The organism is Arthrobacter sp. 1088, from assembly GCF_031455315.1.
Lineage (GTDB): Bacteria > Actinomycetota > Actinomycetes > Actinomycetales > Micrococcaceae > Arthrobacter.
Genome location: NZ_JAVDSM010000005.1, coordinates 1 through 24,736 on the forward strand (window position 1 = coordinate 1; position 24,736 = coordinate 24,736).

A 24,736-nucleotide genomic window follows, 5' to 3' on the forward strand; every position below is an offset into this window, starting at 1 on the left:
CCCCGCCAACGCTTCGACTTCTGCACCCCAAATGAGATGATCAGAACCTTCCTGTTGCGATAACCGCTAGAAACCGCCGCCCCTAAACGCGCTCTACTGCGACCTAGACTCACAGTTGGGCGGGGCAGGTGCCGAAGCCGCACGCCGCCGTCGTACTCATTCCGTTACATACCGCCCGGTTCGGTTTCGATCCCATATCGACACGGCCGCGGAGCGATTCTGTGCTGGCCGAAAACCATGCCCACCCCTAATGTCGGATCATCGACGCAGCCACGCCGCGTCTACCCACGCACTGTCGCATAGGGGGAACCATGGATTTCGACTTCACTGCTCTGGAAACAGCCACCTACGTATTCATTGGAACGCTGGTCTTCGCCGCCATTTTGGTGGCGTTTATCGCAGCAGCGGCCATAGCAACAATCGTTCTGATCGGTGCCATGGGAATGGCCTGGTACACCGTCAAGGCAGTCCTGGGCGGCTTGGTGCATGGCATCAATTTTGCGTGGGACAGCCTGGTCCATCACGCAGGACAAGTGGAAATCCCGGCCGAATTCCAGCCCCAGGTTTCCTCTGGCACGGGTAGCTACCCGCGGGTAGCATTGAGGGACAGCTGAAGGGTTCCCACCCGAGGCGGACCCTGGCTCCATCCGGCACAACCGGCTAGAGGAGTTATTCCATGACGTCCGCTACTGACAACAGTCTCACCGCCGCAAGCGTCAACGCCACAGCAGAAGAAGCCCGCGCCGTCGCCGAGGCCGCCCGCGAAACTGAATGGAACCGGCCCAGCTTTGCCAAGGGCCTGTACCTGGGCAGCTTCGACCTCAGCCTGATCCATCCGTGGCCACAAGCCAAAACGGAGGACGTGGAGCGCGGCGAAGAGTTCATGGCCAAGCTCGAGGCGTTCTGCAGGTCCATGTCCGGACGGGTGATCGAACGCGACGCGAAGATCCCGGATGAGTACCTTGCAGGCCTCGCGGAGCTTGGCGTTTTCGGCATGAAAATCCCCCGCGAATACGGTGGCCTGGGATTGTCCCTGGTCTACTATGGCCGCGCGCTGGCTTTGGTGGGCTCCGTCCATCCGAGCCTGGGCGCACTGATCTCGGCGCATCAGTCCATTGGCGTTCCGGAGCCCGTCAAAGAATTCGGCACGCCCGAGCAGAAGCAGGAATACCTTCCGCGCTGCGCCGCCGGCGCCATCACGGCTTTCCTCCTGACCGAGCCCGACGTCGGCAGCGACCCCGCCCGAATGGGCGCTACTGCCGTTCTGTCCGACGACGGCCGGTCTTACCTTTTGGACGGCGTGAAACTCTGGACCACCAACGGTGTCATCGCCGAACTCGTGGTGGTCATGGCAAGAGTTCCGGCCCACACCGACGCCGACGGCACCACGCACAAAGGCGGCATCTCGGCGTTCGTCGTGGAGATGGACTCCCCCGGCATTACGGTGGAAAACCGGAATAGCTTCATGGGCCTACGCGGTATCGAGAATGGCGTGACCCGTTTCCACCAAGTGCGCGTGCCGGTGGAGAACCGCCTGGGTCGTGAGGGCCAAGGCCTCAAAATCGCCCTCACCACGCTCAATACAGGACGTCTCTCCATCCCCGGGCTCTGCGTTGCCGCTGGGAAGTGGAGCCTGAAGATTGCCCGCGAATGGTCAAACGCCCGTACACAATGGGGCCGTCCGGTAGGCAAGCATGAGGCTGTGGGAAAGAAGATTGCGTTCATCGCCGCCACGACGTTCGCGTTGGAAGCCGTGTTTGAATTGTCGGCCGAGATGGCCGACGCCGGTCAGAAGGACGTGCGCATCGAAGCGGCGCTGGCCAAACTCTGGTCCACCGAACTCAGCTGCCGGATAGCCGATGAACTGGTTCAGATCCGTGGCGGCCGTGGCTTTGAAACCGCCGAGTCCCTTGAAGCCAGGGGCGAGCGCGCCGTGGCGGCCGAGCAACTCCTCCGGGACCTCCGCATCAACCGGATCTTCGAGGGATCCAGCGAGATCATGAAACTCCTCATCGCCCGCGAAGCCGTGGACGCGCACCTTGCCGCCGCAGGTGACCTCGCCTCAGCGGACGCGAGCCTGCAGGACAAGGCGAGGGCCGCCGTCGGCGCTTCAGGTTTCTACGCCCGCTGGCTGCCGAAACTCGTTGCCGGAGCAGGCATGGATCCGCGGTCCTATGGCGAGTTCGGGCGCCTGGGCAAGCACCTGCGGTTTGTTGAAAGGTCCTCGCGACGGCTCGCCAGGCAGACTTTCTATGGCATGGGGCGCTGGCAGGCGAAGCTGGAACACAAGCAAGCGTTCCTGGGCAGGATCGTGGACATCGGCGCCGAACTGTTCGCCATGGCAGCATGTTGCTCACGTGCCGAAATGCTGCTTCGTACCCATCCGGAACACGGCGCCACCGCCTTTGAACTCGCCGAGGCCTACTGTGAGCAGGCACGGGTGCGGGTGGACGAATACTTCGACCAGCTGTGGCGGAACACCGACGACGGCGACCACCACCTTTCGCGCAAAGTCCTCGCCGGGGATTACGCCTGGCTTGAGGCCGGAGTCCTGGACCAGTCCGAAGGCACCGGGCCGTGGATCGCCGATGCATCCCCTGGTGCCTCAAGCAAGGAGAACCTGCACCGCAAGTATCGGTAATCCGGCGCGTTCCTTCCCATTTAGTCCCAGGCGCACCTCGCCGCGTCCGCAAGGATACGCGGGCTGAAGCTCCGGTTCGGCCGTTTTTGCCGTGGCAACCGGGAGGGAGCGTTAGCGCACGTCGCCGTCCACGTAGTACCAGACCTTGTCCTCGCGTACGAAACGGCTGAGTTCCCGCTGGACGCCCCGTTCCCCGTCGGACCGATAGTGCGCAGCGAACTCAACAGTCCCGGTGCTGTCCAGGGGCCCGCCCTTGGACGTGCCCAGGATGTCGAGCCTGCGCCAGTGCATGTCAGCGTCCAGTTCCAAGGAAGCCGGGCGGGTTGAGGCGTGCCACGTTCGCAGGAGGTACGCCGGGTCCAGAATGACGAATGCCGAATACCGGGAGCGCATCAGCTGCTCGGCTGTGGGCGCGTCGGCCTCACCGCGGTGGAAGCGCCCACAACAATCGTCGTACTGCTCTCCGGAGAGACAGGGGCATGCACCGTCGCGGAGTCGGCTGAAATCAGGGGTCACTTGATCCCAATCTGAGGCTGAAAATGAGAGCTGGGCAACATATTTTCCCACGCCGTATAACAGCTTCGAAACAACCCTGCCCGAGGGTGGTGCGGGGCGTGATTCCGTCGGTGCTGGACCGTAGGCTAGATGTGCAAGCTGGGTGGGCAATGCGCGCATCGCAAAACGACAGCCAGGGGAGGCTACGTGGAGGATCCGACAACACTCGCCATCAACCTGACATATTTGGGCACAGTGGGGATGGCTATCCTCATGTTCCTGGGCCTGGGTGTGGTCGTCATCATCACTCTGGTAGTTGCCGGAGTGGGACGGCTTGTGTCGGTGATTCTTTTAGCGATGGTCGGCATCTTCCCCAAGAAGGAAACAGTCACCATCGTCCACTTGCCCCCGGCTCCGGAACGCGTACCTGCACCGGCGGGTGACGACGTCGATTACTCCAGTCACGCTGTTGAATCGCCGCTTGAAGATCTTGCCTACGTTCCTGCCGGATCCGCTGCCAAGCCAGCCCACAATCCTGCCGCCGCGGAACCCAAGAAGGACCTCCTTGGCGATGTTCGACGCCGGGTCTCGGATGCCACTTCTGCCGTCAAGGACGGTGCGTGGAAGGTTCGCCCTAAAAAGGTGCCCAAGCCGGTCCACGTTAAGGAAGTGGTGGAAACGCAAACCGCCCACCACCCCTTGCTTGTGGCCGCCAGCAAGGAACCCCCCGTACTTGCAAAGGACTGGGCCGACGCCGTCGCGGAAGCTGACAGGAGGGCGGCCGAGCGCGCAAAGGCAGAGGAACCGCCCGCCATCAAGGTGACGGTCCGGGAGCTGGACGAGCCAACACCGCCGTCCAGCAAAGACGAACCGTCCGCCCCGAAGACCCCGGACGCGCAGCAGTCTCCTGGCAGCGGTCCTGAAAAGTCCGGGCCTCAATCCAACAGGTCCGGCCAAGGGAACGGCCCCACCCAAGGGAACAGCCCGAAGAAATCGGGCCCGAACACTTCCAAGAATGGAAAGTCTTCGAGCCCCATCCGTAAAGGATCGCTCAGCGGGGCAAGCCGCAACTCCTAGGCTGCGAGCTGCCGGAACGATGCTCCGTGGTAGATCAGTGGCTTGGATTCGTGGTTGATGGTGGTGGCCTTGACCTCGAGGACAACGATCGCGTGATCCCCCGCCGGCGTTTCGGAGACAACTTCGCATTCGAAACCCAGCACCGCGCCGTCGATCAGAACGGCCCCCGAGTCGCTGACACTGGTGGACAATCCGGCGAAGCGGTCACGGGTCTTGGAGGACAGCTGAAGGCAGGCAGCTTCCTGGCCTTCGGCCAGCACGGACACACCCAACCTGCTGGCCTGCCGAAGCTTGGGCCACGTTGTGGAGGAGTTCTGCACCGCGAACATCACCAACGGCGGTTCCAATGACACGCCCACAGTGAAGGACGACGCCACCAGGGCCTCCGGCGTGAAATCCACCATGGCACTGAAGGCAGCCACTCCGGACGGGAACTGCGCAAATGCAGCCTTGATGGCCGCCGTTTCTTCCACGGTCGTCTGTGTCATTGTGCTGTCCCCTATCGTGCGTTGCTTGAGTTCCTTTCCCATAATTCACCCGCTTCCGGGAACGGCAATATTTGTTGATTCGAAAGACATTTGTGTTGCCGCATGTCAAGAAATGTCGCGAAGTAAGGCCCCTTCCATTACCTCGCAAGACGAAAAACGAAGAAGTTCTACCGTTTGCATTTCGGGGTCCCACGGCCCTGTGTAGCCTCGATTGGACATCCCTTGATGACGGTTGAGCCATCCACTGGCCCGCAGCTGTCAAACCACTGACCCACCACAGGAAGCCGACATGAGCCTCAACGAGCTACGAACGCTTGGACGCACTGGCGCCCTGATCAGCCCCCTCACGCTGGGTACTTTGAACTTTGGCACCGGGACCGCTCCCACCGGCCCTGCGGAGAGCATCCGCATCATCCAGGCGGCATTGGACGGCGGCATCACCAGCATCGACACCGCAGATATCTACTCGCAGGGTGAGGCCGAAGTCGTGGTGGGCCAGGCAATCCACGGACGGCGCGACGACGTTTTTCTCGCCACCAAATTCCACGGCCAGATGGGGTCCAATCCAGCGCATGCCGGAAATTCGCGCCGGTGGATCGTCCGGGCTGTTGAGGACAGCTTGAGGCGGCTGAACACGGACAGGATCGACCTCTACCAAGCGCACCGTCCCGACTACAACACTGATCTTCTTGAGACGATCACCACCCTGAACGATCTCATCCGGCAGGGCAAGATCCTCTACTACGGCACCTCAGTGTTCAGCCCGGCGCAGCTCGTCGAGGCACAGTGGATCGCGAACACCAACCACCTGACGCCCCCGGTGGTGGACCAGGTTCCCTACTCCCTTCTGGTTCGCGCCAACGAACGCGACGTCTTCCCCATCACCCAGCAATACGGCGTCGGGGTTTTGAGTTATGGACCACTCGACGGCGGTTGGCTGGCTGGCGGTTACCGCGTTGGCGCGGGCCAGCCCGAAAGCTCACGTGCGGCTGCGGTTCCCGGCCGCTTCGACGTGGCCGCTCCCTTCAACCAGGGCAAGCTGCACGCGGCGGACGCACTCGCACAGCTGGCGGCCAGGTACGGACTGACCCTCATCCAGCTTGCCGTCGCCTTTGCCCTGAACCACCCCGCCGTGACCAGTGTGATCATTGGACCGCGGACCGAGGACCATCTCACCGACTACCTGAAGGCCGCCGACGTGGTGCTCAGCGAAGCGGTGTTGGATGAAATCGATGACATCGTGGCCCCCGCCGTCAACTTCCTTGAGCGGGACGCCGGCACGGTCGCTCCCCATCTGGAGTACCCGGAACTTCGACGCCGGTAGGTTCCTTGCGCTGTGAGGCCCGCTCCGTGGCCTTCAGTCCTAGTGAAGCACGTCGGGCAGGGCGCACAATCACCTATTGACGGCATTGGACCATGGCGTGATCCTTGTCCTAAGTGCTGCGGCACGCCCGCAGCGTCAGGTCCAGTAGAACGCCGCCTCCCATGTCCAAACCCCATGTCAAGCAAGAAGCGGCGAAAGCCGTCATCCCGGGACAGCCGACCGAAGGTCCCCTGACCCACGAAGAGTTGCAGCTCTCCGGCCGCAACCATTCAATGCCGCTCGAAGCCCTCCACGACGACATCACGCCGGCGGGCCTGCACTATCTGCTCATACACTTCGATATCCCGCACGTTTCCGCCGAGGCATGGCGCCTGCGGCTCGGTGGCGCGGTTGATCACAGCTTGGAACTGAGCCTCGACGACATCAAGGCGCGGCCCTCCGTGACCATGCCAGTCACCATGGAATGCGCCGGAAATGGACGCTCGCTCCTGCAGCCACGTCCGCTCAGCCAGCCCTGGGTGCTGGGAGCAGTAGGCACTGCAGAGTGGACAGGAACCCCTTTGGCACCACTGCTGGAGGAGGCAGGTTTGGCGGATGACGCCGTCGAGCTTGTCTTTACGGGCGCCGACAGCGGTATCCAAGGCGGAGTTGAGGAACCATACGCCCGCAGTCTTTCGATCGCCGAGGCGATGCACCCCGAAGTCATGCTGGTCTACGCCATGAACGGCAACCCGCTCCCGATCCAGCACGGTTTCCCGCTGCGGCTGCTGGTGCCGGGCTGGTATGGCATGGCAAGCGTGAAGTGGTTGACGTCCATTGAGGCAGTGACTTCACGGTTCATGGGATTCCAACAGGCCGTGGCCTACCACTACCTCCAGGGACCCGATGGGCCAGGTTTGCCCGTGACGCACATTCGCGTCCGTTCCCTGATGGTGCCGCCCGGGATTCCTGACTTCTTCACCCGACGCCGGGTAGTGGATGCCGGCCCAGTCATGCTGCACGGCAGGGCGTGGTCCGGGCACGGTGAAGTGGAACGCGTGGAGGTAGGAATCGACGGCGAGTGGATGCCGGCCCACCTGGAACCTGCTGTCGGTGACTTTGCTTGGCGTTCGTGGACCATGGTGTGGGTCGCGAGCCCGGGAGAGCACGAGTTGCGGTGCCGTGCGATGGACTCCTCGGGTGCGCTGCAGCCCAGCGATCAAGTGTGGAACTACCAGGGCATAGGGAACAACATGGCCCAGCGGGTTGAGGTAACAGTTCGGTAGGGCTTGTCCGTCCGGCTTCTCGAGATCGCTGTCAACGCCGGACTAGACTCGTTCAAATCATGAGTATCCCGTCTTCATCTCCAGCGAATGTCCGGGTGGATGCCTGGTTGTGGGCGATCCGCGCTTACAAGACCCGATCCGCGGCTACCGCTGCCTGCCGCGCCGGCCACATCCGCATCAACGGAAACCCCGCGAAAGCCTCGCAAAGCGTGATTATTGGCGACACCATCAGGGTCCGCGAATCCGGCTGGGAACGCATCCTCGAAGTGAGGCGACTGATCGCCAAACGCGTCGGAGCCGAGGCTGCGTCGCACTGTTTCACCGACCACACTCCCCCACGGCCCGTCGCCCCCAAGCTCGGCCTTCCCCAGCGCGACCGCGGCGCCGGCCGACCCACCAAGAAGGACCGGCGGGACATGGAGAAATTGCGGGGTTAGTTGTCCACATACGGTCACCCGCTGACCCGCTGCTGGCTTGCGGCCGTTTAGCTTGGTTGAGTGATCCCTCTGCCCCCTGCTCCTATCGACGTGAACATCCATACTGGGCCGGTCGAGTGGTGGCAAACTGTTGCAGGGCTGGCGCCCTTGGCTGCGCTGGCCGCAGCCGTCATTGCTGCTTGGATAGCGTGGAAGTCGCTGCGGCAGAAAACGGCGTCCGATAACAGGGCAGAATGGTGGCAAGCGATACCAGATAAGAGGTCGACGATGACGGAGCCAATGAGAACACCGGCACACCACGGCGAACGCAACGGGGCAACCGACAGGATCGACCGCGGCGCTGCTGCGCGTGACCGCGGTGTGCAAATCGCAGCCGCCCAGCTACGTCTGGTCACAGACCGCCGGCTGGGAAAAGAAACTCCCGACTGGGTCAGGCAGCTCGCGGCCGAGAAGCCTCGGCGCGACGTCTCGTAGGCTGCGGGCAAACATCTCCACAAACAACAATAGTTATCCACAAGCGGCCCCCTTCGACGTGAAACCCTGCCTCTGCCCCGCCTAGACTGGCCGACACATCGCCAAACAGCTGCTGGGGGAGCCTGTCATGTCACGCCTTTCTGCCAATTCTTCACGTGCCCTTGTTCGAGGAGCGGTCTTCGGACTCGGACTAACAGCCGCGTTGCTGCTCACTGGCTGCCAGGGCGGCCAGCCCGGCGGTCCTCCTTCCGAAACAAGCTCGACGACGGCGTCACCCACCTCAGGGGTTTTGTCACCACGTCCTTCGGCTACTGAACCTTCGGGGAGTGCTACTCCCGCCGCTGTCTACAAGCCAGCGGACGCGAAGGGCAAGGCAGAGAATGTGCCGGTTCCTGTGATGCCCGAGTTGGCGAAGGAGAACTCGAAGGAGGGGCTGGAGGCGTTTATCAGGTATTGGTACGCGCAACTGAACTACAGCTATGAGTCTGGTGAGACAGGAACGCTTCGGTCCCTCAGTGCCGCGAACTGCTCTTGGTGCACCTCACTTCGCGAAAGTGTTGAGGCTGCATGGAAGGACGGTCGGTGGGTCGCTGGGGCGGGAATACTTACCGCTTCACTGGAAATGGATTTCGATCCTGCAAGATCCTCGCAAGTGGCCATTGTTCAAGTAATACAAGAAGCTGTTGAAATCAGAAACGGCGACGGATCCCTGTATCAAGACCCCACGCCAGCGACGAATTCAGCCAGTCGGGCTGAATTCGAGTTCAAAGATGAATGTTGGATCATGGTCGATCTCGGCCTGATTCGTTGAGCCAATGGTGATCAAACTTTGGCTCCCCGCATCAACTTTTGTCATTGCTGCGGGCGTTATCCTCCTACTGCAGGGCCCCGGGGCCACCGCCAAGGAGCCCAAGATCGACATCGGGTACGTAGACAATGGACTTAACCTGACAGCCACGCACTGGAGGAAGGACCCTGCCACCGGAAGCTTCGTGCCGAAGCTGGACGGCCCGTCCGCTGCGGAAGACCCCAACCAGTACATGCCGGATGTTCACTGCCGCTCGGGAGGGTCAGACACTCCGGACAGGGGGTGCCTAACGATGGAATGCCCCGCTAAAACACCTGGCGGTGAAGAAGGAACACCCGTGATCTGGAAACAAGCTCCAAAGTCAATCGCGAACCCGCAGTGGACTGACTACCCGGCGATCAGCGGACCCACCTGCCTGTACGACGCCCAGCCCGAAAACGTTCTCGCGAACATTGCAGCCCGGATCCTGAACGACTTCCGCCAACTCCCCGTCAACCCGGGAACCCTCCAAGCCCAACCCTTCCCCCACACCCTCAAAGGCGGACCAACAAACTTCTACACCACCGCCACCGAACAAGCCTTCAACATCACCATCCTCGGCCAAACCGTCCAACTGAGAGCAACCCCGGCAAGCTTCACCTACACCTTCGGCGACGGCACCAGCCTCGGCCCCACCCCGGCAGCTGGCTATTCGATCCCCGAAGCCGACTGGCTCCTCAACGACACCCGCACCAGCCACAGCTACACGGCAACAGGGAACTACCCCGCCACCATCACCACCAGCTTCACCGGCACCTACTCCGTAAACAACGGCCCGCCACTGCCCATCAACGGAATCCTGGACCTGACCACCCCACCAAAAACCATCCAGGTCTGGAGAACAGAAAAAGCACTCGTCGCCGACACCTGCCAGGAAAACCCCACATCCTGGGGCTGCCCCAACGCCAAAAAATGACAGGGCCCGTCGCTTCCCGACCCTCATTGAGAGAAAAAGGGAGCCAGATCGCCGGAAAACAGCAGCGTCGACCCGCAAAGAAGGTCAGGAAACCACAGCACCCAAAAGGACCACAGGCAAGGAGATCAGGAGAACCACGTGTCCGGCGGACCCATGAAGAGCAGGAAGCTGAACACGCCCGCGACGCCCACCAGAACAATCGCAACGGCCCGGATGGGGTATCTGAGAATCCAAGCTTGCAGCTTCTCCAGCCCGCCGTGAGGTTCCTCTCCTCCGGCAGCCAAGCGCCAATCGCCGGCAAGGAGGCCTCGACGGTCGAGCGACTTTTCCACGGGAATCGTGGCATACGGGACCACGGCAGAGACGATTGCAAGCAGTCCTGTGCGGGCATTCCATTTCTGGTTGATCCATGTGAAGGCTGCTGTGGCTCCATAGCAAAGGAAGACAAAGCCATGGATGCCTCCGGCTACACTGACGCCCACTTCCGTGGTGTGCGTGACGTACTTAAGGAACAGCCCAATCAGCAACAGCGTCCACGTCACAGCTTCGGCAAAAGCAACGGTACGAAACAGGGTGCGGGGCAGCATGGAAGTCCTCAGCTGGGAAACGGGAGTCACGTCCAATTTACCGTGACAGGACAAGCACGTTCACCCCAGGAGAGGAAGCGAGCCGCGATTCCGGATCTGCGAGTCCCCGAATTCGACAGGCACGGGGGCAATTTCCATCGGCGGCTCACGGCGGGTCCGGGCCTTGCCAACAGCAATGTGGGGCAACCACCGGGGTGACCAGTAACCAAGGGCAGGTGAACTCAGGATGAAGTCGTCGATGTTGTTCAGGCCCAGGTCGTCCAGAAGCACATGGAGCCCCTGGACCAGAAGGGCCTGATAGTCGTGCACCTCTTGGGGAACGTCCACTTCCAGGCCCATGAGGCGGCCACCGCCCAGGGGGATCAGCTTGTCCGACTTTCCCAGAAATCCTTGCAATACAGGCAACCCTGTCAGCCAACCCGCAATCTCCGGAAGTACCTTCTCTGACCGCGACATTCCTTTGGTCCAGGCTTCAATGTCCTGGACCAAATCATCGAGGATACCCACGTGCAGCAACGTCATGTGCAGCCCTTGCGGCTTCCGAAGGAAGTCGACGTAATGGCTTAGTCCCTCGTAATCGGTTTGCCCGGCGCCTATGCGGAGGACAGGCACCTCGACAGTGATCCGAGGTCCATGCGGTTTGCCTCCAGCGGGGTTACTGGCCGTCATGCATGACATTATGCGCCGCCCGCCGCTCCCATGGCAGGCCCCGAACAGAAGCCCAGTGCCGCCGTCGTGCTTGACGCCCTACTTCCTGGAGCGGGCTTGAACCAGATTCGCAAACGGCAGGCGGCCATAGGTCGCAACGAAATCAGCGTGGTAGGCAGCCTCGGCTGCGTTCACTTCCGAAGGAGGTAGTTCTTTCCACGCGATGATCAGGTCCAAGGCGTCCCGAAGCTGCCAGATGAGGCGGGCATCCCAGACGACGGTGGGTCGCCCGCGGCCGTAATCCATGAACTCCTGGATCTGCTTCCGAAGCCCCCGGTTTCCCTGGCTTCCGGCGCTGGCTTTGCCCAGGTACAACAGGGAAGCATCGGGAACCCACTCCGCTTCCAAAGCGTCACGCTTGAGGGATGGGTCTTTCTTCTTGAAGGTTCCGGCGGTGCCCTTGTTGAGGAAAACGGGCTCGAAGCCGGCAGGGCAAAGCAGGGCAAAGACCCCGGGACCTTGGGGGACGCGCATGACGTCGAGGTCGTCCAAGGCTCGGAAGCCCGTGAAACCTTGGGCGGTGAGGGACTTTTTGGTGAAGAGCATGGTCCATTGTGTCAAGCCGCAACCAGCGTAGCGCTGCTGGGCCCAGCCGCCCGATGGCACAGTGAGTAGCCACCGAGTCCTCGAGCGTCTGCCCCTGCCACTAAACTCGCAGGGGTGATCACAGGTGAAATTAAGTCCCAAGTAGACAAAGTCTGGAATACGTTCTGGAGCGGCGGTATCTCCAACCCCTTAGAAGTCATCGAACAGATCACCTATCTGCTGTTCCTCAAACGCCTTGACGAGAAGCACACTCTCGAAGAGAAGAAGGCCAACATGCTGGGCCTACCACTTCAAAATGCCGTATTCCCCGAGGGCTTGGATCCCCAGGGTCGCCCTTACGGAGACCTTCGTTGGTCCAAGTTCAGAGACTTTGGCCAAACCGAGCTGTTCACGGTCTTTTCGCAGAGCATCTTCCCGTTCTTGCGTAACGAACTGCCTAAGCTGGCCAACGGCGAAGACTCCACATACAGCCACCACATGAAGGATGCTCAATTTAAGATACCCAACGCGGGCGTCCTGAAGCAGGTAGTTGATGTCATCGATTCCATCAATATGGAAGGCAAGGACACCAAGGGCGATCTGTACGAGTACATGCTGTCCAAGCTTGCTTCGGCGGGTACGAACGGTCAGTTCAGGACGCCCCGGCACATCATCGATCTCATGGTTGCGATGACCGCGCCGAAGCCGCTGGAGGCAATCTGCGATCCGGCGTCCGGCACGTGCGGATTCTTGGTCCAAGCAGGTGAATTCCTCAGGGACAAGAATCCCAACCTGCTCACCAATGATGAGAGCAGGAAGTTCTTCCACAATGACCAGTTCCATGGATTCGACTTCGACTCCACCATGCTTCGTATTGGCTCCATGAACATGCTGCTGCATGGTGTTGAGAATCCGGACGTCTCGTACCGCGATTCGTTGGCCGATCTCCATGCCGAGGAGGAGGAAAAGTACAACGTAATTCTGGCTAACCCTCCGTTTGCCGGCAGCCTGGACTACGACAATGTGGCCAAGGATCTCCTAAAAGTCGTGAAGACAAAGAAGACGGAGCTGCTTTTCCTGGCACTCTTCATCAAGCTGCTCAAGCCTGGTGGACGAGCTGCGGTCATTGTTCCCGACGGCGTGCTCTTCGGTTCCACAGGGGCCCATAAATCGCTCCGCAAAACACTCGTCGAAGGTCACAAGCTCGACGCCGTTGTGAAGCTTCCGTCGGGCGTATTCAAGCCGTACGCCGGTGTCTCCACGGCCATCCTCTTCTTCACGAAGACCAACTCCGGGGGCACGGACAACGTTTGGTTCTATGACGTAAAGTCCGACGGCTTCAGCCTCGACGACAAACGGACCCCGCTTGGCTCATCAGACCTCCCAGATGTGCTCTCGCGCTGGAATGAACGCACGACGGCGGAGCTTGAGCGGGTGCGCACGGACCAGTCGTTCTGTGTGCCGCTTTCAGAGATAGCAGCCAACGACTATGACTTGTCCCTGAACCGATACAAGGAGATTGAGTACGAAGAAGTCGAGCACGCTACACCCGAGGAGATCCTGGCCGCGTTGGACGAAATCGAGACGGAGATTGCTCAGGGGTTGGATGTGCTGCGGGAGTTGTTGAAGTGAAGCTAGGCGATCTTGTTAAGCCCGCGAAGGTGGAGCGTGCCGGCAGCACCGAATACCCGCTGCTTTCCATGACGATGCGCAACGGGCTTGTTCCTCAGGGCGAGAAGTTCAAGAAGCGCGTCGCCGGAGCCGACCTGTCCCAGTACAAAGTAGTTCAAAACGGGCAGCTTGTAGTTGGATTTCCGATTGACGAAGCTGTTTTGGCCTTCCAACGGACCCTTCCGGCCGGAATAGTCAGCCCCGCCTATGCTATATGGGATATCAAAGACAGCTCCGTCACTGATGCCTTATATCTTGAACGATTCCTCCGGTCACCCGTGGCAATCGCATATTACTTAGCCAAACTTCAGGGTTCGACAGCAAGGCGTCGTTCGCTACCCAATCGAGTCTTCCTGGACATGGAAGTTCCGCATCCGCGCATTCAGGAGCAGCGGAGGATCGCCGCTATTCTCGATGAGGCAGACGAGCTCCGCACCAAGCGCCGCCAAGCCATTGCCCACTTTGACACCCTCACAGAGTCGATATTCCATGAGCTAGAAGCTCAAGCACTTACGATGTCCCGACTCAAACTGGCGGAAGCCTGCTCCAAAATTCAAACGGGCCCATTCGGTTCCCTCCTGCATAAGGAGGACTACGTCGTCGACGGCATTCCCTTGATTAACCCTATGCACATTCGAGACGGCAGGATAGTTGTCGACTCCTCTTTTTCGATCACGACGAACAAGTTCAGTGAACTGTCGGGTTACCACCTCTTTCCAGGCGATGTTGTGCTCGGTAGACGTGGTGAGATTGGGCGATGCGCGGAAGTCTTAGACACCCACGGGCCATTGTTGTGCGGAACCGGGTCCCTAATCGTCCGCCCTTCCCCTCACCATCTTTTGCCCACCTACTTGAGTGCAGTGTTGTCCAGCCAGTCGACACGTCGCCGGCTCGGTGACGTTGCACAGGGTGCCACGATGCTGAATCTGAACACAAAAATTGTGGGAAGCCTGGAGATACCCGTCCCTCCGCTCGAGCTCCAGCAGACCTTCGCAGCCCGCGTCGCCGCCGTCGAGCGTCTGAAGGAAACGCAGCGCAAGCACCTGATCGAATTGGATACCTTGTTCGCTTCGCTCCAGCACCGCGCGTTCCGAGGAGAGCTGTAATGCGACCCCTAAGGTAGTGAGCCTCACTCTGGTCAAGGCGCTGTCGCCGTACGGCAACAAATGCTAAAGTCGGCGTACGGCGACATTTGTGAAAGTTGCCGTACGGCGACAGGAGGCTGGAATGCGAACCGTCCGTGAGGCTGGTCCACTCATACGTGAGCTCCGTGAAGAGCGGGGCTGGGCCCAAGCAGAACTGGCCCGCAGGGCAAACGTTTCGCGAACCTTCGTCATCGACCTTGAGTCCGGCAAGGCCACAGTGGAGACGTCGAAATTCATGGACGTCTTTCAAGCCTTGGGGTTCGAAGTTGCCATACGCAACACTGAAACTGGCCAGGTCCGATGGTAAACGCCCGGGCACTCGACGTCTTTATGGATGGGACCCATTGCGGCCGAGTCGAGCAGACAAGCTCAGGCAATCTGACGTTCCGCTACTCATCCGAGTATCGAGCCATGACGAACGCAACTCCGTTGTCGCTGTCCATGCCGCTGGCCGCCGCTTCGCATAAGAAACGGGCAGTCCTGCCCTTTCTACAAGGCTTGCTGCCGGACAGTGAGGGTGCCCTGCGGACAATAGCCAGGCGCTTTGGGGTATCCTCCTCAAATCCTTTCGCCATACTGGAGCACATCGGAGCAGATGTGGCAGGCGCTCTCCAGTTCATGCCACCGGACACGGAATCTTCCGATAGAGCACTCACGCGCAATGTGGTCACCCCTGTCACCGAATCTGAGGTTGCCGACATGCTGGATCATGTCGTGGCCGAATACGAGGATGGCACGCCCTATGACGACGCTGCGGGACGCTTCAGTCTTGCAGGAGCGCAACCAAAAATTGCCCTACACCAGTTCGCCGACGGCACATGGGGAGTCCCCTCAGACGCAACGCCAACGACACACATTTTGAAGCCTTCCGCCGGCACCTTCAGCCGGCTCGACGTCGTCGAGCAGCTGACCATGAGGGCAGCGGCTTTTCTGGGACTTGATGTAGCAGCATCTGAACTCGCCCGCATCGGCTCTTGGGATGTGTTCGTTACGCGGCGATATGACCGTCAAGTCACAGACGGAACTTGGCGCCGCATTCACCAAGAAGACCTCTGCCAGTCTCTAAGCGTTTCACCTGCAAAGAAGTACCAGCATCGCGACGGCGGCCCAGGAGCCAGCGATATGGCATCCCTCGCGCGGTCGCTTCCTCTCGAGGCAGATCGCCGGACAGCAGGAGAGGTGCTTTATCGTGCCTTCGTCTTCAACACTGTGGCCGGCTGCACTGACGCACATGCCAAGAACTACTCCTTGCTGCTCAACGGCAGCGCAGTGAAAGTGGCCCCGCTCTATGACCTCGCCACCTATGCGCCGTATTGGGACGGAGAATCAAGCATCGACCTCGCAATGAGCGTGAAAGGCGAATATCGCCTGCAGCGAATCAGCAGGCAGATGCTGGTCTCCACGGGTACGCAGTTCGGCGTCGCGGTAGATGTAGCAGAAGACGTCGTCGATCGCTACTGTCGGCACATGGTGGAAGCATTCGACTACGCCAGGGACGATTTGCAGAAGTGGATGGGCCCCCTTCCGAAAGTTGCCGATGACGCAGCGGCCAACGTGCGTAAACTCCCGCTGGTTCAGTCTCCGGACACGAAATAAGACATGAACTGTCACTCCCCCATGGTTGACTGATCCCAGGACATCGGTGCGTGTGAACGGAGACGACTGCATGGGGGCAGTAAACAGCAATTTCGGATTCATGCTGGCCGAATGGCCGGACTTGGCACAGCAGGCCAGACGCGCTGAGCAGTTTGCCCGCATCGATCCCCGAGCGTCCGTGTTCTACGCCCGCTACACAGTCGAACGCCTTGTTGAATGGCTTTACAAGGTGGAAGCGGCACTAGAGCTTCCCTACAAAGACGATCTCAATGCGCTTCTCAACGAGCCTGCCTTCAAGCGGCTCGTGGGCGGCGCCATCGGCAACAAGTTCACCATTATTCGCAAAGCCGGAAACAATGCGGTCCACAACCCTGTGGGACCCACGGTTCAAGGTGCAGAACTCGTCCTACGCGAGCTCCACCACGTTTGCTACTGGCTCGCCCGAAACTACGCCAAGAACGGAAGCCAACTGCCGCCGTCGTTAGTATTCGACGCCGCGGTTCTCGCTCCGGTTCCCAAGTCGCCTGTCCCGCAGCAGTCACCCGAGCAACTCCAGAAGCTTCAAGAAGAACTCAAGGCCAAAGACGAAGCCCTTGCTAAGGCGACAGCGGAATCTGCAGATCTCAACGCACAGCTGATACAGCTTCAGGCGGAGATTGCACAGGTCAAGAAGCAGAACCAATCCGTCCCTGACCAGCACGACTATGACGAAGCCCTTACTCGCCGACACCTTATTGACCTTGATCTCAACGAAGCCGGGTGGCCACTCTCCAGCCCGGAAGATCGTGAATTCAAGGTAGACACCATGCCCACTTCAAGCGGCACGCTGAGCGGCATCGGGTATGTCGACTACGTCCTGTGGGGTGCAGATGGGCTGCCTCTGGCGGTCGTCGAAGCGAAACGTACGACGAAGGACCCTCACGTCGGGAAGCAGCAGGCAAAGCTCTACGCTGACTGTCTCGAACGACGTTTCGGCCGGCGACCTATCATCTACTACACGTCCGGCTATGAAACATGGATCTGGGACGACTCCATGTACCCCGAACGGACTGTCCAAGGGTTCCACACGCGGGATCAACTCCAGCTGTTCGTGAATCGGCGGGAAATCCGTAAACCCTTGGCCGAGCAGCAAATCGACAACTCGATTGTCGAACGGCCGTACCAGCACAATGCCATCCGAGCCGTAACAGAGGCTTATGAGAATGACTGTGAACGCAAGGCTCTTGTGGTCATGGCAACCGGCACCGGCAAGACGCGCACCGTCGTCGCACTCGCCAAGCTGCTGCAGGAAGCCAACTGGGCTAAGCGTGTTCTCTTCCTGGCCGACCGCGTCACTTTGGTAAGGCAGGCAGCAAATGCATTCAAGACCCACCTGCCCGGTTCCGGGCCAGTGATACTTGGCTCCGGTGACGAAGCTGACAGCCGCATCCACGTCGCCACGTATCCCACAATGATGAACCTCATCAATCAGACCGAGGGAAACCTGGGTCAACGCAAGTTTGGAGTGGGCCACTACGATCTCATCATCATTGACGAGGCTCACCGCTCCATCTATCAGAAGTACCGTGCGATCTTCCAGTACTTTGATTCCCTACTCATTGGCCTTACAGCCACTCCCCAGTCAGAAGTGGACCGGAATACTTACAGTCTTTTCGGCATCGAAGACAACGTCCCTACTTTTGCTTACGAACTCAATGAAGCAATCGAGGCTGGCTACCTCGTGCCCCCTCGCGTAATTCCCGTGCCGCTTAAATTCCCCTATGAAGGCATCTCCTATGACGACCTACCCGACAGCGAAAAGGAGCAATGGGACGAGCTCGAATGGAACGAAGACGGTGAGATCCCGGAGTTCGTCGATCCAGCCGTAGTCAATTCCTGGCTGTTCAACACCGACACCGTCGACAAGGCCCTGGAAGTGCTCATGACCCACGGCCATAAGGTTGCCGGAGGGGACCGACTTGGGAAGACCATTATCTTCGCGAAGAACAACCAACATGCAGACTTCATCGCAGCCCGCTTCGATAAGAATTACCCAAACTACAAGGGACACTTCGCTCGGGTAATTACCTACCAGGTGAACTATGCCCAGGCACTCATCGAAGAGTTTTCCACCCGAGACGGAAACCCGCACATCGCGATCTCTGTGGATATGCTGGACACCGGAGTGGACGTGCCGGAAGCCGTCAACCTTGTCTTCTTCAAAATGGTTAGATCCAAAACGAAGTTCTGGCAGATGGTGGGACGCGGAACACGGCTCTGCCCGGATCTATTCGGCCCTGGGGAAGACAAAAAAGACTTCTTCATCTTCGACATCTGCCGCAATGCAGAGTATTTCAACGCCGGAATGCCAGGCAACGAAGGGTCCCTGGGCAAGTCCCTAGCAGAGAGCACGTTCGCTACCCGCGTCCAACTCTTGCGTCTTGCCGCCGACCTTTCGTGGGACGCCGATGCTCCATACGTTGCGGACTTGAGGAAAACCCTGAAGCACACCGTCGACCGGCTGCCGCACGACAACTTCCTGGTGAAGCCTGTACGCAAGTGGGTCGAAAGGTTCACTCATGCATCCGCTTGGGATTCCCTCAAGGCGGAAGACTTCAGCGCTCTTGAGTCAGATATTGCGCGGCTGGCGTCCATAGGAGCCCTGCCGGATACGGAAGAGGCCAAGCGCTTCGACTACTTGGTGCTCCAGACAGAGCTTGCCGTACTGGAGGGCCGGGGCTTAGCTCCTTACTGCAAGAAGATCCAGGCGGTTGCGACGGCGTTGCAAGACCAGCCAAACATTCCCGCCATTGCAGCCCAATTGCCTCTGCTCGAAACAATCCTGGACGACGGTGAGTGGGACTCAATATCGGCTGAGTGGCTGGAAGATATCAGGCTCAGGCTTCGCGAACTTGTTCACCTCATCGAGAAGCGCAAACGCAACGTCGTTTACACAAATTTCCAGGACGAACTCGGCGAACTGGAAGAGATGGAACTCGCCGGAGCCAGCAATGGCACCGTGGACCTAGTCCGATACCGAGAGAAAACACGCCTCTACCTCGCGCAGCATCAGCAGCACACCACCATCCAACGTCTCCGCAGGAACAAACAGCTAACGGCTTTGGATATCGCCGAGCTCGAGCGCATCCTGCTCGAAAGTGGTTTGGGGTCCTCGCAAGACCTGGACCGTGCAGCAAGCGACGGCTTAGGTGTCTTCGTACGCTCCCTTGTCGGACTCGACCGCGATGCAGTGGAGGAAGCACTGTCGGAGTTCGTTGCCGACACCACTCTGACGGCACAGCAACTCGACTTCCTCCAAGTCCTGACCAACCATCTGGTGGAGAACGGGAGAGTGGATCCCGCTGCCCTCTTCGATTCCCCCTACAACGAGTTGGCACCGTCCGGTCCGGACGTGTTGTTCGGCGACGAAGGTGTGGTGAAGCTGTTCGGCATCCTCCGGTCTATCGAGCGTCATGCGCGCGTGAGCTAGGTCCCCGCCGCAATCAGCGGCGCTCGCCCCAACCCCAAAGCGTGAAGCGAATCTTTCAGCGTTGACACAGCCTTGTGACCCGTGCCATATTCGATAACGTGAACCTGTCAGACAGCCGGACAGCCGGACAGCCAGCCCCTCAGGGCTCTTCCACTGGGCATACGCCGATCTCGCGCATTTCCGCGGCTGAGGCTGTCTTCGCGGCACTCAGAAGGGCTATCGAGGGCGGTCAGTTCGATATCGGCACCAAGCTGAGTTCTGAAGCAACGCTGGCAGCCCAGTATGGCGTGAGCCGCTCGGTCATTCGCGAAGCCCTACGGTCCTGCAACACGCTGGGATTGACTGTGACCAAGACCGGTAAGGGCACGTTCATTGTGGCCAACAAGGTCGCCAATGACCTTACCTTGGGCCAGTACAGTGCGCGTGATCTGAACGAGGCACGTCCGCACATTGAGATTCCCGCAGCCGGACTGGCAGCGCAGCGCCGCACCGAGGAAGAACTTGAGCACCTGAAGGACATCGTCCAGGAAATGCTCAACGAGAACGATCCCGAAGCGTGGGTAAACCTGGACGCCAGCTTCCATTCCGCCGTCGCCCGGGCCAGTGGCAACCGGGTGTTCGCCAGCGTCGTCTCCGATATCCGCGACGCCTTGGCCCACCAGTCCGAAACCCTCAACCTCGTCGCTGACCGGCAACACCGCTCGGACGAGGAACACGTTGCCGTGCTGAACGCAATCGAAGCAGGCGACGCCGAAGCAGCGAGCAAAGCGATGGCCGATCACCTTCAGGCCGTCAGCGTCGCACTGGACACGATCCTCAGCAAATGAACCACCCAAAGGACACCATGCCTCAAGCGACCGCGGCAGCAGCGGCCCAAACAGCACAGAGAACACCCAACCACGTCCCGCTCGTCGAACAGACCCGCGACGGCTTGGTGGAGAGCATCCACTATGGATCGTTGATCGCCCTGAACGCCGATGGCAGCAGTGCCATCGAAGCCGGCGAGCCGGACGCGCCGATGTATCCGCGTTCCTCCCTTAAGCCGCTGCAGGCCGTTGCCCTCCTCCGCGCTGGCTTGGACATCCCCCAGAACCTCCTCGCCCTGACGGCGGCCAGCCACTCGGGCAGCAAAGCGCATCGCGACGGCGCCGCCGAGATCCTGGCGCTTCACGGCCTCACCGAAGCGGCACTGGGCAACAGCACTGACCTGCCATACGGCGTCGTTGAGCGCGAAGAATGGCTCCGCGCTGGCAACGGCCCAACCCAACTTGCCCAGAACTGCTCCGGCAAGCACGCGTCCATGACCGCAGTGTGCGTTATTAACGGTTGGCCCGTGGAGGGCTACCTCAGCCCGGAGCACCCGCTTCAGGTCCTGGTTCGTGACACCATCACCGAACTGACCGGCGAGGATGCAGCCGCAGTGAGCACGGATGGCTGCGGTACGCCGCTTTTTGCCCACACGCTTCACGGCATGGCCCGCGCCTATGGCCGCCTCGCCGCCGCTGACCAAAGCACCGTCGAAGGCAAGGTTGCCCACGCCATGCGCCGTTTCCCGGAGATGGTTGCCGGGGAAGGCCGCGACGTCACTGCGCTGATGCGCGCAGTCCCGGGGTTGCTGGCCAAGGACGGTTTTGAAGGCCTCCAGTTGGTGGGCTTGCCGGACGGCCGCGGCGTGGCCGTGAAGATTTCCGACGGCGGTGACCGCGCGCGCATGCCCGTCACCGTTGAGGTTCTCCGCCAGTTGGGCGTCGACGGCGGCAGCCTGGACACGCTTCAAAGCCCACCGGTGCTGGGCGGCGGCCTTCCGGTCGGCGAGCTCCGCGCAGCGCAATTTTTCAGCAAGAACTAAACCAAGGACAGCTATGACCACCGTCGATCAGGCGATCCCCATCCGTTCCGAACACGACCTCCTGGGGGACCGCGATATCCCCGGGAACGCCTACTGGGGCGTCCACACCCTGCGGGCCATCGAGAATTTCCCCATCACAGGACAGCCTCTGTCCACCAACCGCCATCTGGTCCGCGGCCTCGCCGCGGTAAAGCAAGCGGCAGCCCGCACGAATCATGAGCTCGGCCTCCTGGATGCCGAACGCGCCGGAGCCATTGACCAGGCATGCCAGGACGTCATGGATGGCATGCTCCAGGAGCAGTTCATGGTGGACGTGATCCAGGGCGGCGCGGGCACCAGCTCCAACATGAACGCCAACGAGGTCATCGCCAACCGTGCACTGGAAATCCTTGGCCACCCCAAGGGTGATTACTCAAAGCTGCACCCCAATGACCACGTCAACCTGAGCCAGTCCACCAACGACGTCTACCCGACGGCGGTGAACCTCGCCACGATCTTCTCGGTGAAGGAACTCCTCCTCGCCCTGGAAGAACTCGAGTTGGCGTTTGCCGAGAAGGGCCGTGAATTCCGCACGGTAGTGAAGATGGGCCGCACCCAGCTTCAGGACGCCGTTCCCATGACCTTGGGCCAGGAATTCGGTGGGTACGCCGTGACCATTGGCGAGGACCGTGCCCGCCTGGACGAGTCCCACATGCTGATCCACGAGATCAACCTTGGGGCCACCGCCATTGGCACGGGCCTGAACGCGCCAGTCGGTTACGCAGATGCTGCCTGCCGTCATCTGGCCGAAATCACTGGCCTTCCGCTCCTGACGTCTGCGGACCTCATTGAGGCCACGCAGGACGTTGGCGCTTTCGTTCATCTGTCAGGCGTCCTCAAGCGTGTGGCAGTGAAGCTCTCCAAGATTTGCAACGACCTCCGCCTGCTGTCCTCTGGACCGCGTGCGGGTTTGGGCGAGATCAACCTGCCGGCTGTTCAGTCCGGCTCGTCGATCATGCCCGGCAAGATCAATCCGGTGATCCCGGAAGTGGTCAGCCAGGTGGCGTACGAAGTCATCGGCAACGATGTCACAGTCACCATGGCCGCGGAGGCGGGCCAGCTTCAGCTGAACGCCTTCGAACCGATCATTGTGCACAGCCTGCACAAGAGCATCTCCCACCTGGAAGCAGCGTGCCGCACCCTTACGGCACGCTGCGTCCGGGGCATCACAGCAAACACCGAACGGCTACGGCTTACCGTGGAGCAGTCGATCGGTCTCGTCACGGCATTGAACCCCCACATCGGTTATGCCTCCGCCACGGCCATCGCCCAAGAAGCGCTGGCTACCGGCAAGGGTGTTGCAGAACTCGTCCTGGAGCACGGTCTGCTGACTGCTGCCCAGCTTGAGGAACTGCTCAGCCCGGAACGTCTGGCAAACCTGAGCAAGTAAGCCGAAACCGGCCAGTAAGCCCAGCGGCTCAAGAGAGCCGTCCCGCCCGATAAGGCACACCCCCACGAGGCCCTGTCCTGCGCTCCGGCCCCCGATCGGACGCGTCCAGGACACCCCCAACAGGACACCCCTAAGGATTCCAATGACCAACCCACCCATCACGGACCACACGGTCCCGGCCCAAGCGCATGCCAGCGAGAAAGCCCTCCACAAGGAGGACAAGGGCTACCACAAGGATCTGAAGCCCCGCCAGATCCAAATGATCGCGATCGGCGGTGCAATCGGCACCGGGCTGTTCCTCGGCGCCGGTGGCCGCCTCAACGCTGCGGGCCCTTCGCTCGTCATCGCGTATGCCGTATGTGGCTTCTTCGCATTCCTGATCCTCCGCGCTCTCGGTGAGCTCGTTCTCCACCGCCCCTCGTCCGGATCCTTCGTTTCTTACGCCCGTGAGTTCTTCGGTGAGAAGGCAGCTTTCGTTTCCGGCTGGTTCTACTGGATCAACTGGGCCACCACCACCATCGTGGACATCACAGCAGCGGCGCTGTACATGAACTTCTTCGGCAAATACGTCCCGTGGATCGGTGTGGTTCCACAGTGGGCATGGGCGCTTATCGCACTTGTCGTGGTCCTGAGCCTGAACCTGGTCTCGGTCAAGGTCTTTGGCGAGCTTGAATTCTGGTTCGCCCTGGTCAAGGTCGCTGCTTTGGTGGCCTTCCTGGTGGTAGGCAGCTACTTCGTCATCTTCGGCACCCCGGTGGAGGGCCAGGAAGTTGGCTTCAGCCTCCTCTCCGACAACGGCGGCATCTTCCCCAATGGCATCCTTCCCATGATCATCCTCATGCAGGGTGTGCTGTTCGCTTACGCATCGATCGAGCTCATCGGCACCGCCGCCGGTGAAACTCCGAACCCTGAGAAGATCATGCCCAAGGCCATCAACTCCGTGGTCTTCCGTATCGCAGTGTTCTACGTTGGCTCGGTCATCCTGCTCGCTCTGCTGCTCCCCTACACGTCCTACGAGAAGGGCGTCAGCCCGTTCGTGACGTTCTTCGGTTCCATCGGCATCCAGGGCGTGGACGTGATCATGAACCTCGTGGTCCTCACCGCCGCGCTGTCTTCGCTGAACGCCGGCCTGTACTCCACCGGCCGTATCCTGCGCTCGATGTCCGTTGCAGGGTCCGCCCCGAAGTTTGCCCAGCGCATGAACAAGGCCGGTGTCCCCTACGGTGGCATTGCGATCACGGCAGGTGTCTCGCTCCTCGGCGTTCCGCTGAACTACCTCGTCCCGTCACAGGCGTTCGAAATCGTCCTGAACGTTGCTTCCGTGGGCATCATCGTCACGTGGGCCACCATCGTCCTGTGCCAGATGCAACTCAAACGCTGGGCGGACAAGGGCTGGCTCAAGCGCCCGTCCTTCCGGATGTTTGGTGCGCCGTACACCGGTTACCTCTCGCTCCTGTTCCTGGTGGGCGTGCTGGTGATGGTCTTCATCGACTCCCCGCTCACCATGCTGGTCACGGCGATCGCATGCGCACTTATGGTGGTTGGCTGGTACCTGTGCCGCAAGCAGATCCACGAGCTTGCTGCGACCCGCGATGGCTACACCGGCAGCGCCCCGGTGGTTGCCAACCGCCCCATGCGCGGCGGCGACTCCTAAAAGGTCCCCAATAGCGCCAGTTCCAAGTAACGCCCGACGGCGGCACCTGGGTTCCGTAACAACGGAACGCACGTGCCGCCGTCGTTGGTTAACGAACCCAAGTAAGTCGCAGCAGATGCCGTTTTGAGCGCTCAAAAGG

At 60.5% G+C, this 24,736-nt stretch carries 23 protein-coding genes; 18 read left to right on the forward strand and 5 right to left on the reverse strand.

The window, feature by feature from the left end; translation table 11 throughout:
• Positions 1-311 precede the first annotated feature (311 nt).
• Together J2Y41_RS08665 and J2Y41_RS08670 are read left to right on the forward strand one after the other, a co-directional pair.
• Positions 312-614, forward strand: coding sequence for a hypothetical protein (locus tag J2Y41_RS08665; RefSeq protein WP_224093514.1), 303 nt, complete (start codon positions 312-314; stop codon positions 612-614).
• 62 nt (positions 615-676) lie between these two features.
• Positions 677-2,641 carry an acyl-CoA dehydrogenase family protein gene (locus J2Y41_RS08670; protein WP_309928052.1) on the forward strand — a complete coding sequence of 655 codons (1,965 nt, stop codon included), beginning with the start codon at positions 677-679 and terminating at the stop codon, positions 2,639-2,641.
• A 111-nt stretch (positions 2,642-2,752) separates the two neighbouring features.
• On the opposite strand, the gene J2Y41_RS08675 is transcribed toward J2Y41_RS08670, so the two are convergent.
• Entirely contained in the window at positions 2,753-3,157 is a 405-nt protein-coding gene (locus tag J2Y41_RS08675) for a YchJ family protein (protein WP_309928054.1), read from the reverse strand.
• A gap of 186 nt (positions 3,158-3,343) precedes the next feature.
• Here J2Y41_RS08675 and J2Y41_RS08680 point away from each other — a divergent pair, with 186 nt between their 5' ends.
• Positions 3,344-4,213 carry a hypothetical protein gene (locus J2Y41_RS08680; RefSeq protein ID WP_309928057.1) on the forward strand — a complete coding sequence of 290 codons (870 nt, stop codon included), beginning with the start codon at positions 3,344-3,346 and terminating at the stop codon, positions 4,211-4,213.
• Here the strand turns inward: J2Y41_RS08680 and J2Y41_RS08685 are convergent.
• A complete protein-coding gene (locus J2Y41_RS08685; protein WP_224093506.1) occupies positions 4,210-4,701 on the reverse strand; it encodes a flavin reductase family protein in 492 nt (163 codons plus the stop codon). The genes J2Y41_RS08680 and J2Y41_RS08685 overlap by 4 nt on opposite strands.
• 289 nt (positions 4,702-4,990) lie before the next feature.
• On the opposite strand from J2Y41_RS08685, the gene J2Y41_RS08690 reads away from it, so the two are divergent.
• The 6 genes from J2Y41_RS08690 (at position 4,991) to J2Y41_RS08715 (ending at position 9,964) form a co-directional block, all read left to right on the forward strand.
• Positions 4,991-6,025 carry an aldo/keto reductase gene (locus J2Y41_RS08690; RefSeq protein ID WP_309928059.1) on the forward strand — a complete coding sequence of 345 codons (1,035 nt, stop codon included), beginning with the start codon at positions 4,991-4,993 and terminating at the stop codon, positions 6,023-6,025.
• 161 nt (positions 6,026-6,186) lie between these two features.
• Entirely contained in the window at positions 6,187-7,290 is a 1,104-nt protein-coding gene (locus J2Y41_RS08695) for a sulfite oxidase (RefSeq protein ID WP_224093502.1), read from the forward strand.
• Between the two features lie 59 nt (positions 7,291-7,349).
• Positions 7,350-7,727, forward strand: coding sequence for an RNA-binding S4 domain-containing protein (locus J2Y41_RS08700; protein WP_055975330.1), 378 nt, complete (start codon positions 7,350-7,352; stop codon positions 7,725-7,727).
• Positions 7,728-7,787: 60 nt separating this feature from the next.
• On the forward strand, positions 7,788-8,201 hold the full coding sequence (locus J2Y41_RS08705) for a hypothetical protein (protein WP_309928064.1): 414 nt from the start codon (positions 7,788-7,790) through the stop codon (positions 8,199-8,201).
• Positions 8,202-8,328: 127 nt separating this feature from the next.
• Positions 8,329-9,012, forward strand: coding sequence for a DUF6318 family protein (locus J2Y41_RS08710; RefSeq protein ID WP_309928065.1), 684 nt, complete (start codon positions 8,329-8,331; stop codon positions 9,010-9,012).
• 4 nt (positions 9,013-9,016) lie between these two features.
• Complete coding sequence (locus J2Y41_RS08715) at positions 9,017-9,964, forward strand: hypothetical protein (protein ID WP_309928066.1); 948 nt, start codon at positions 9,017-9,019, stop codon at positions 9,962-9,964.
• A 125-nt stretch (positions 9,965-10,089) separates the two neighbouring features.
• Here J2Y41_RS08715 and J2Y41_RS08720 read toward each other — a convergent pair whose 3' ends face one another.
• The 3 genes from J2Y41_RS08720 to J2Y41_RS08730 form a co-directional block, all read right to left on the reverse strand.
• The gene (locus J2Y41_RS08720) at positions 10,090-10,551 is read right to left on the reverse strand and encodes a DUF3817 domain-containing protein (protein ID WP_309928067.1); all 462 of its coding nucleotides are present in this window, start codon (positions 10,549-10,551) and stop codon (positions 10,090-10,092) included.
• Positions 10,552-10,611: 60 nt separating this feature from the next.
• Positions 10,612-11,220, reverse strand: coding sequence for a hypothetical protein (locus tag J2Y41_RS08725; protein WP_309928068.1), 609 nt, complete (start codon positions 11,218-11,220; stop codon positions 10,612-10,614).
• Between the two features lie 78 nt (positions 11,221-11,298).
• Positions 11,299-11,805 (reverse strand): hypothetical protein, encoded by a 507-nt coding sequence (locus J2Y41_RS08730; protein WP_309928367.1) that lies wholly within the window; start codon positions 11,803-11,805, stop codon positions 11,299-11,301.
• Between the two features lie 114 nt (positions 11,806-11,919).
• Here J2Y41_RS08730 and J2Y41_RS08735 point away from each other — a divergent pair, with 114 nt between their 5' ends.
• The 9 genes from J2Y41_RS08735 to J2Y41_RS08775 all read left to right on the forward strand — a co-directional run bounded on the left by J2Y41_RS08735 (position 11,920) and on the right by J2Y41_RS08775 (position 24,597).
• On the forward strand, positions 11,920-13,416 hold the full coding sequence (locus tag J2Y41_RS08735; protein ID WP_309928069.1) for a class I SAM-dependent DNA methyltransferase: 1,497 nt from the start codon (positions 11,920-11,922) through the stop codon (positions 13,414-13,416).
• Positions 13,413-14,561, forward strand: a complete 1,149-nt coding sequence (locus J2Y41_RS08740; protein WP_309928070.1) for a restriction endonuclease subunit S — start codon at positions 13,413-13,415, stop codon at positions 14,559-14,561. The genes J2Y41_RS08735 and J2Y41_RS08740 overlap by 4 nt, the downstream gene beginning before the upstream one ends.
• Positions 14,562-14,682: 121 nt before the next feature.
• Positions 14,683-14,907 (forward strand): helix-turn-helix domain-containing protein, encoded by a 225-nt coding sequence (locus tag J2Y41_RS08745; RefSeq protein ID WP_309928072.1) that lies wholly within the window; start codon positions 14,683-14,685, stop codon positions 14,905-14,907.
• Positions 14,908-14,930: 23 nt separating this feature from the next.
• Positions 14,931-16,196 carry a HipA domain-containing protein gene (locus tag J2Y41_RS08750; protein ID WP_309928368.1) on the forward strand — a complete coding sequence of 422 codons (1,266 nt, stop codon included), beginning with the start codon at positions 14,931-14,933 and terminating at the stop codon, positions 16,194-16,196.
• A 70-nt stretch (positions 16,197-16,266) separates the two neighbouring features.
• Entirely contained in the window at positions 16,267-19,665 is a 3,399-nt protein-coding gene (locus J2Y41_RS08755) for a DEAD/DEAH box helicase family protein (RefSeq protein WP_309928073.1), read from the forward strand.
• 98 nt (positions 19,666-19,763) lie between these two features.
• Complete coding sequence (locus J2Y41_RS08760; RefSeq protein ID WP_309928075.1) at positions 19,764-20,492, forward strand: FadR/GntR family transcriptional regulator; 729 nt, start codon at positions 19,764-19,766, stop codon at positions 20,490-20,492.
• A complete protein-coding gene (locus J2Y41_RS08765; RefSeq protein WP_224093487.1) occupies positions 20,489-21,514 on the forward strand; it encodes an asparaginase in 1,026 nt (341 codons plus the stop codon). The genes J2Y41_RS08760 and J2Y41_RS08765 overlap by 4 nt, the downstream gene beginning before the upstream one ends.
• A gap of 13 nt (positions 21,515-21,527) precedes the next feature.
• Positions 21,528-22,943: an aspartate ammonia-lyase gene (locus J2Y41_RS08770; protein WP_224165619.1), complete on the forward strand. Its 1,416-nt coding sequence runs from the start codon at positions 21,528-21,530 to the stop codon at positions 22,941-22,943.
• Positions 22,944-23,085: 142 nt separating this feature from the next.
• Positions 23,086-24,597, forward strand: a complete 1,512-nt coding sequence (locus J2Y41_RS08775) for an amino acid permease (RefSeq protein ID WP_309928077.1) — start codon at positions 23,086-23,088, stop codon at positions 24,595-24,597.
• Positions 24,598-24,736: the final 139 nt, after the last annotated feature.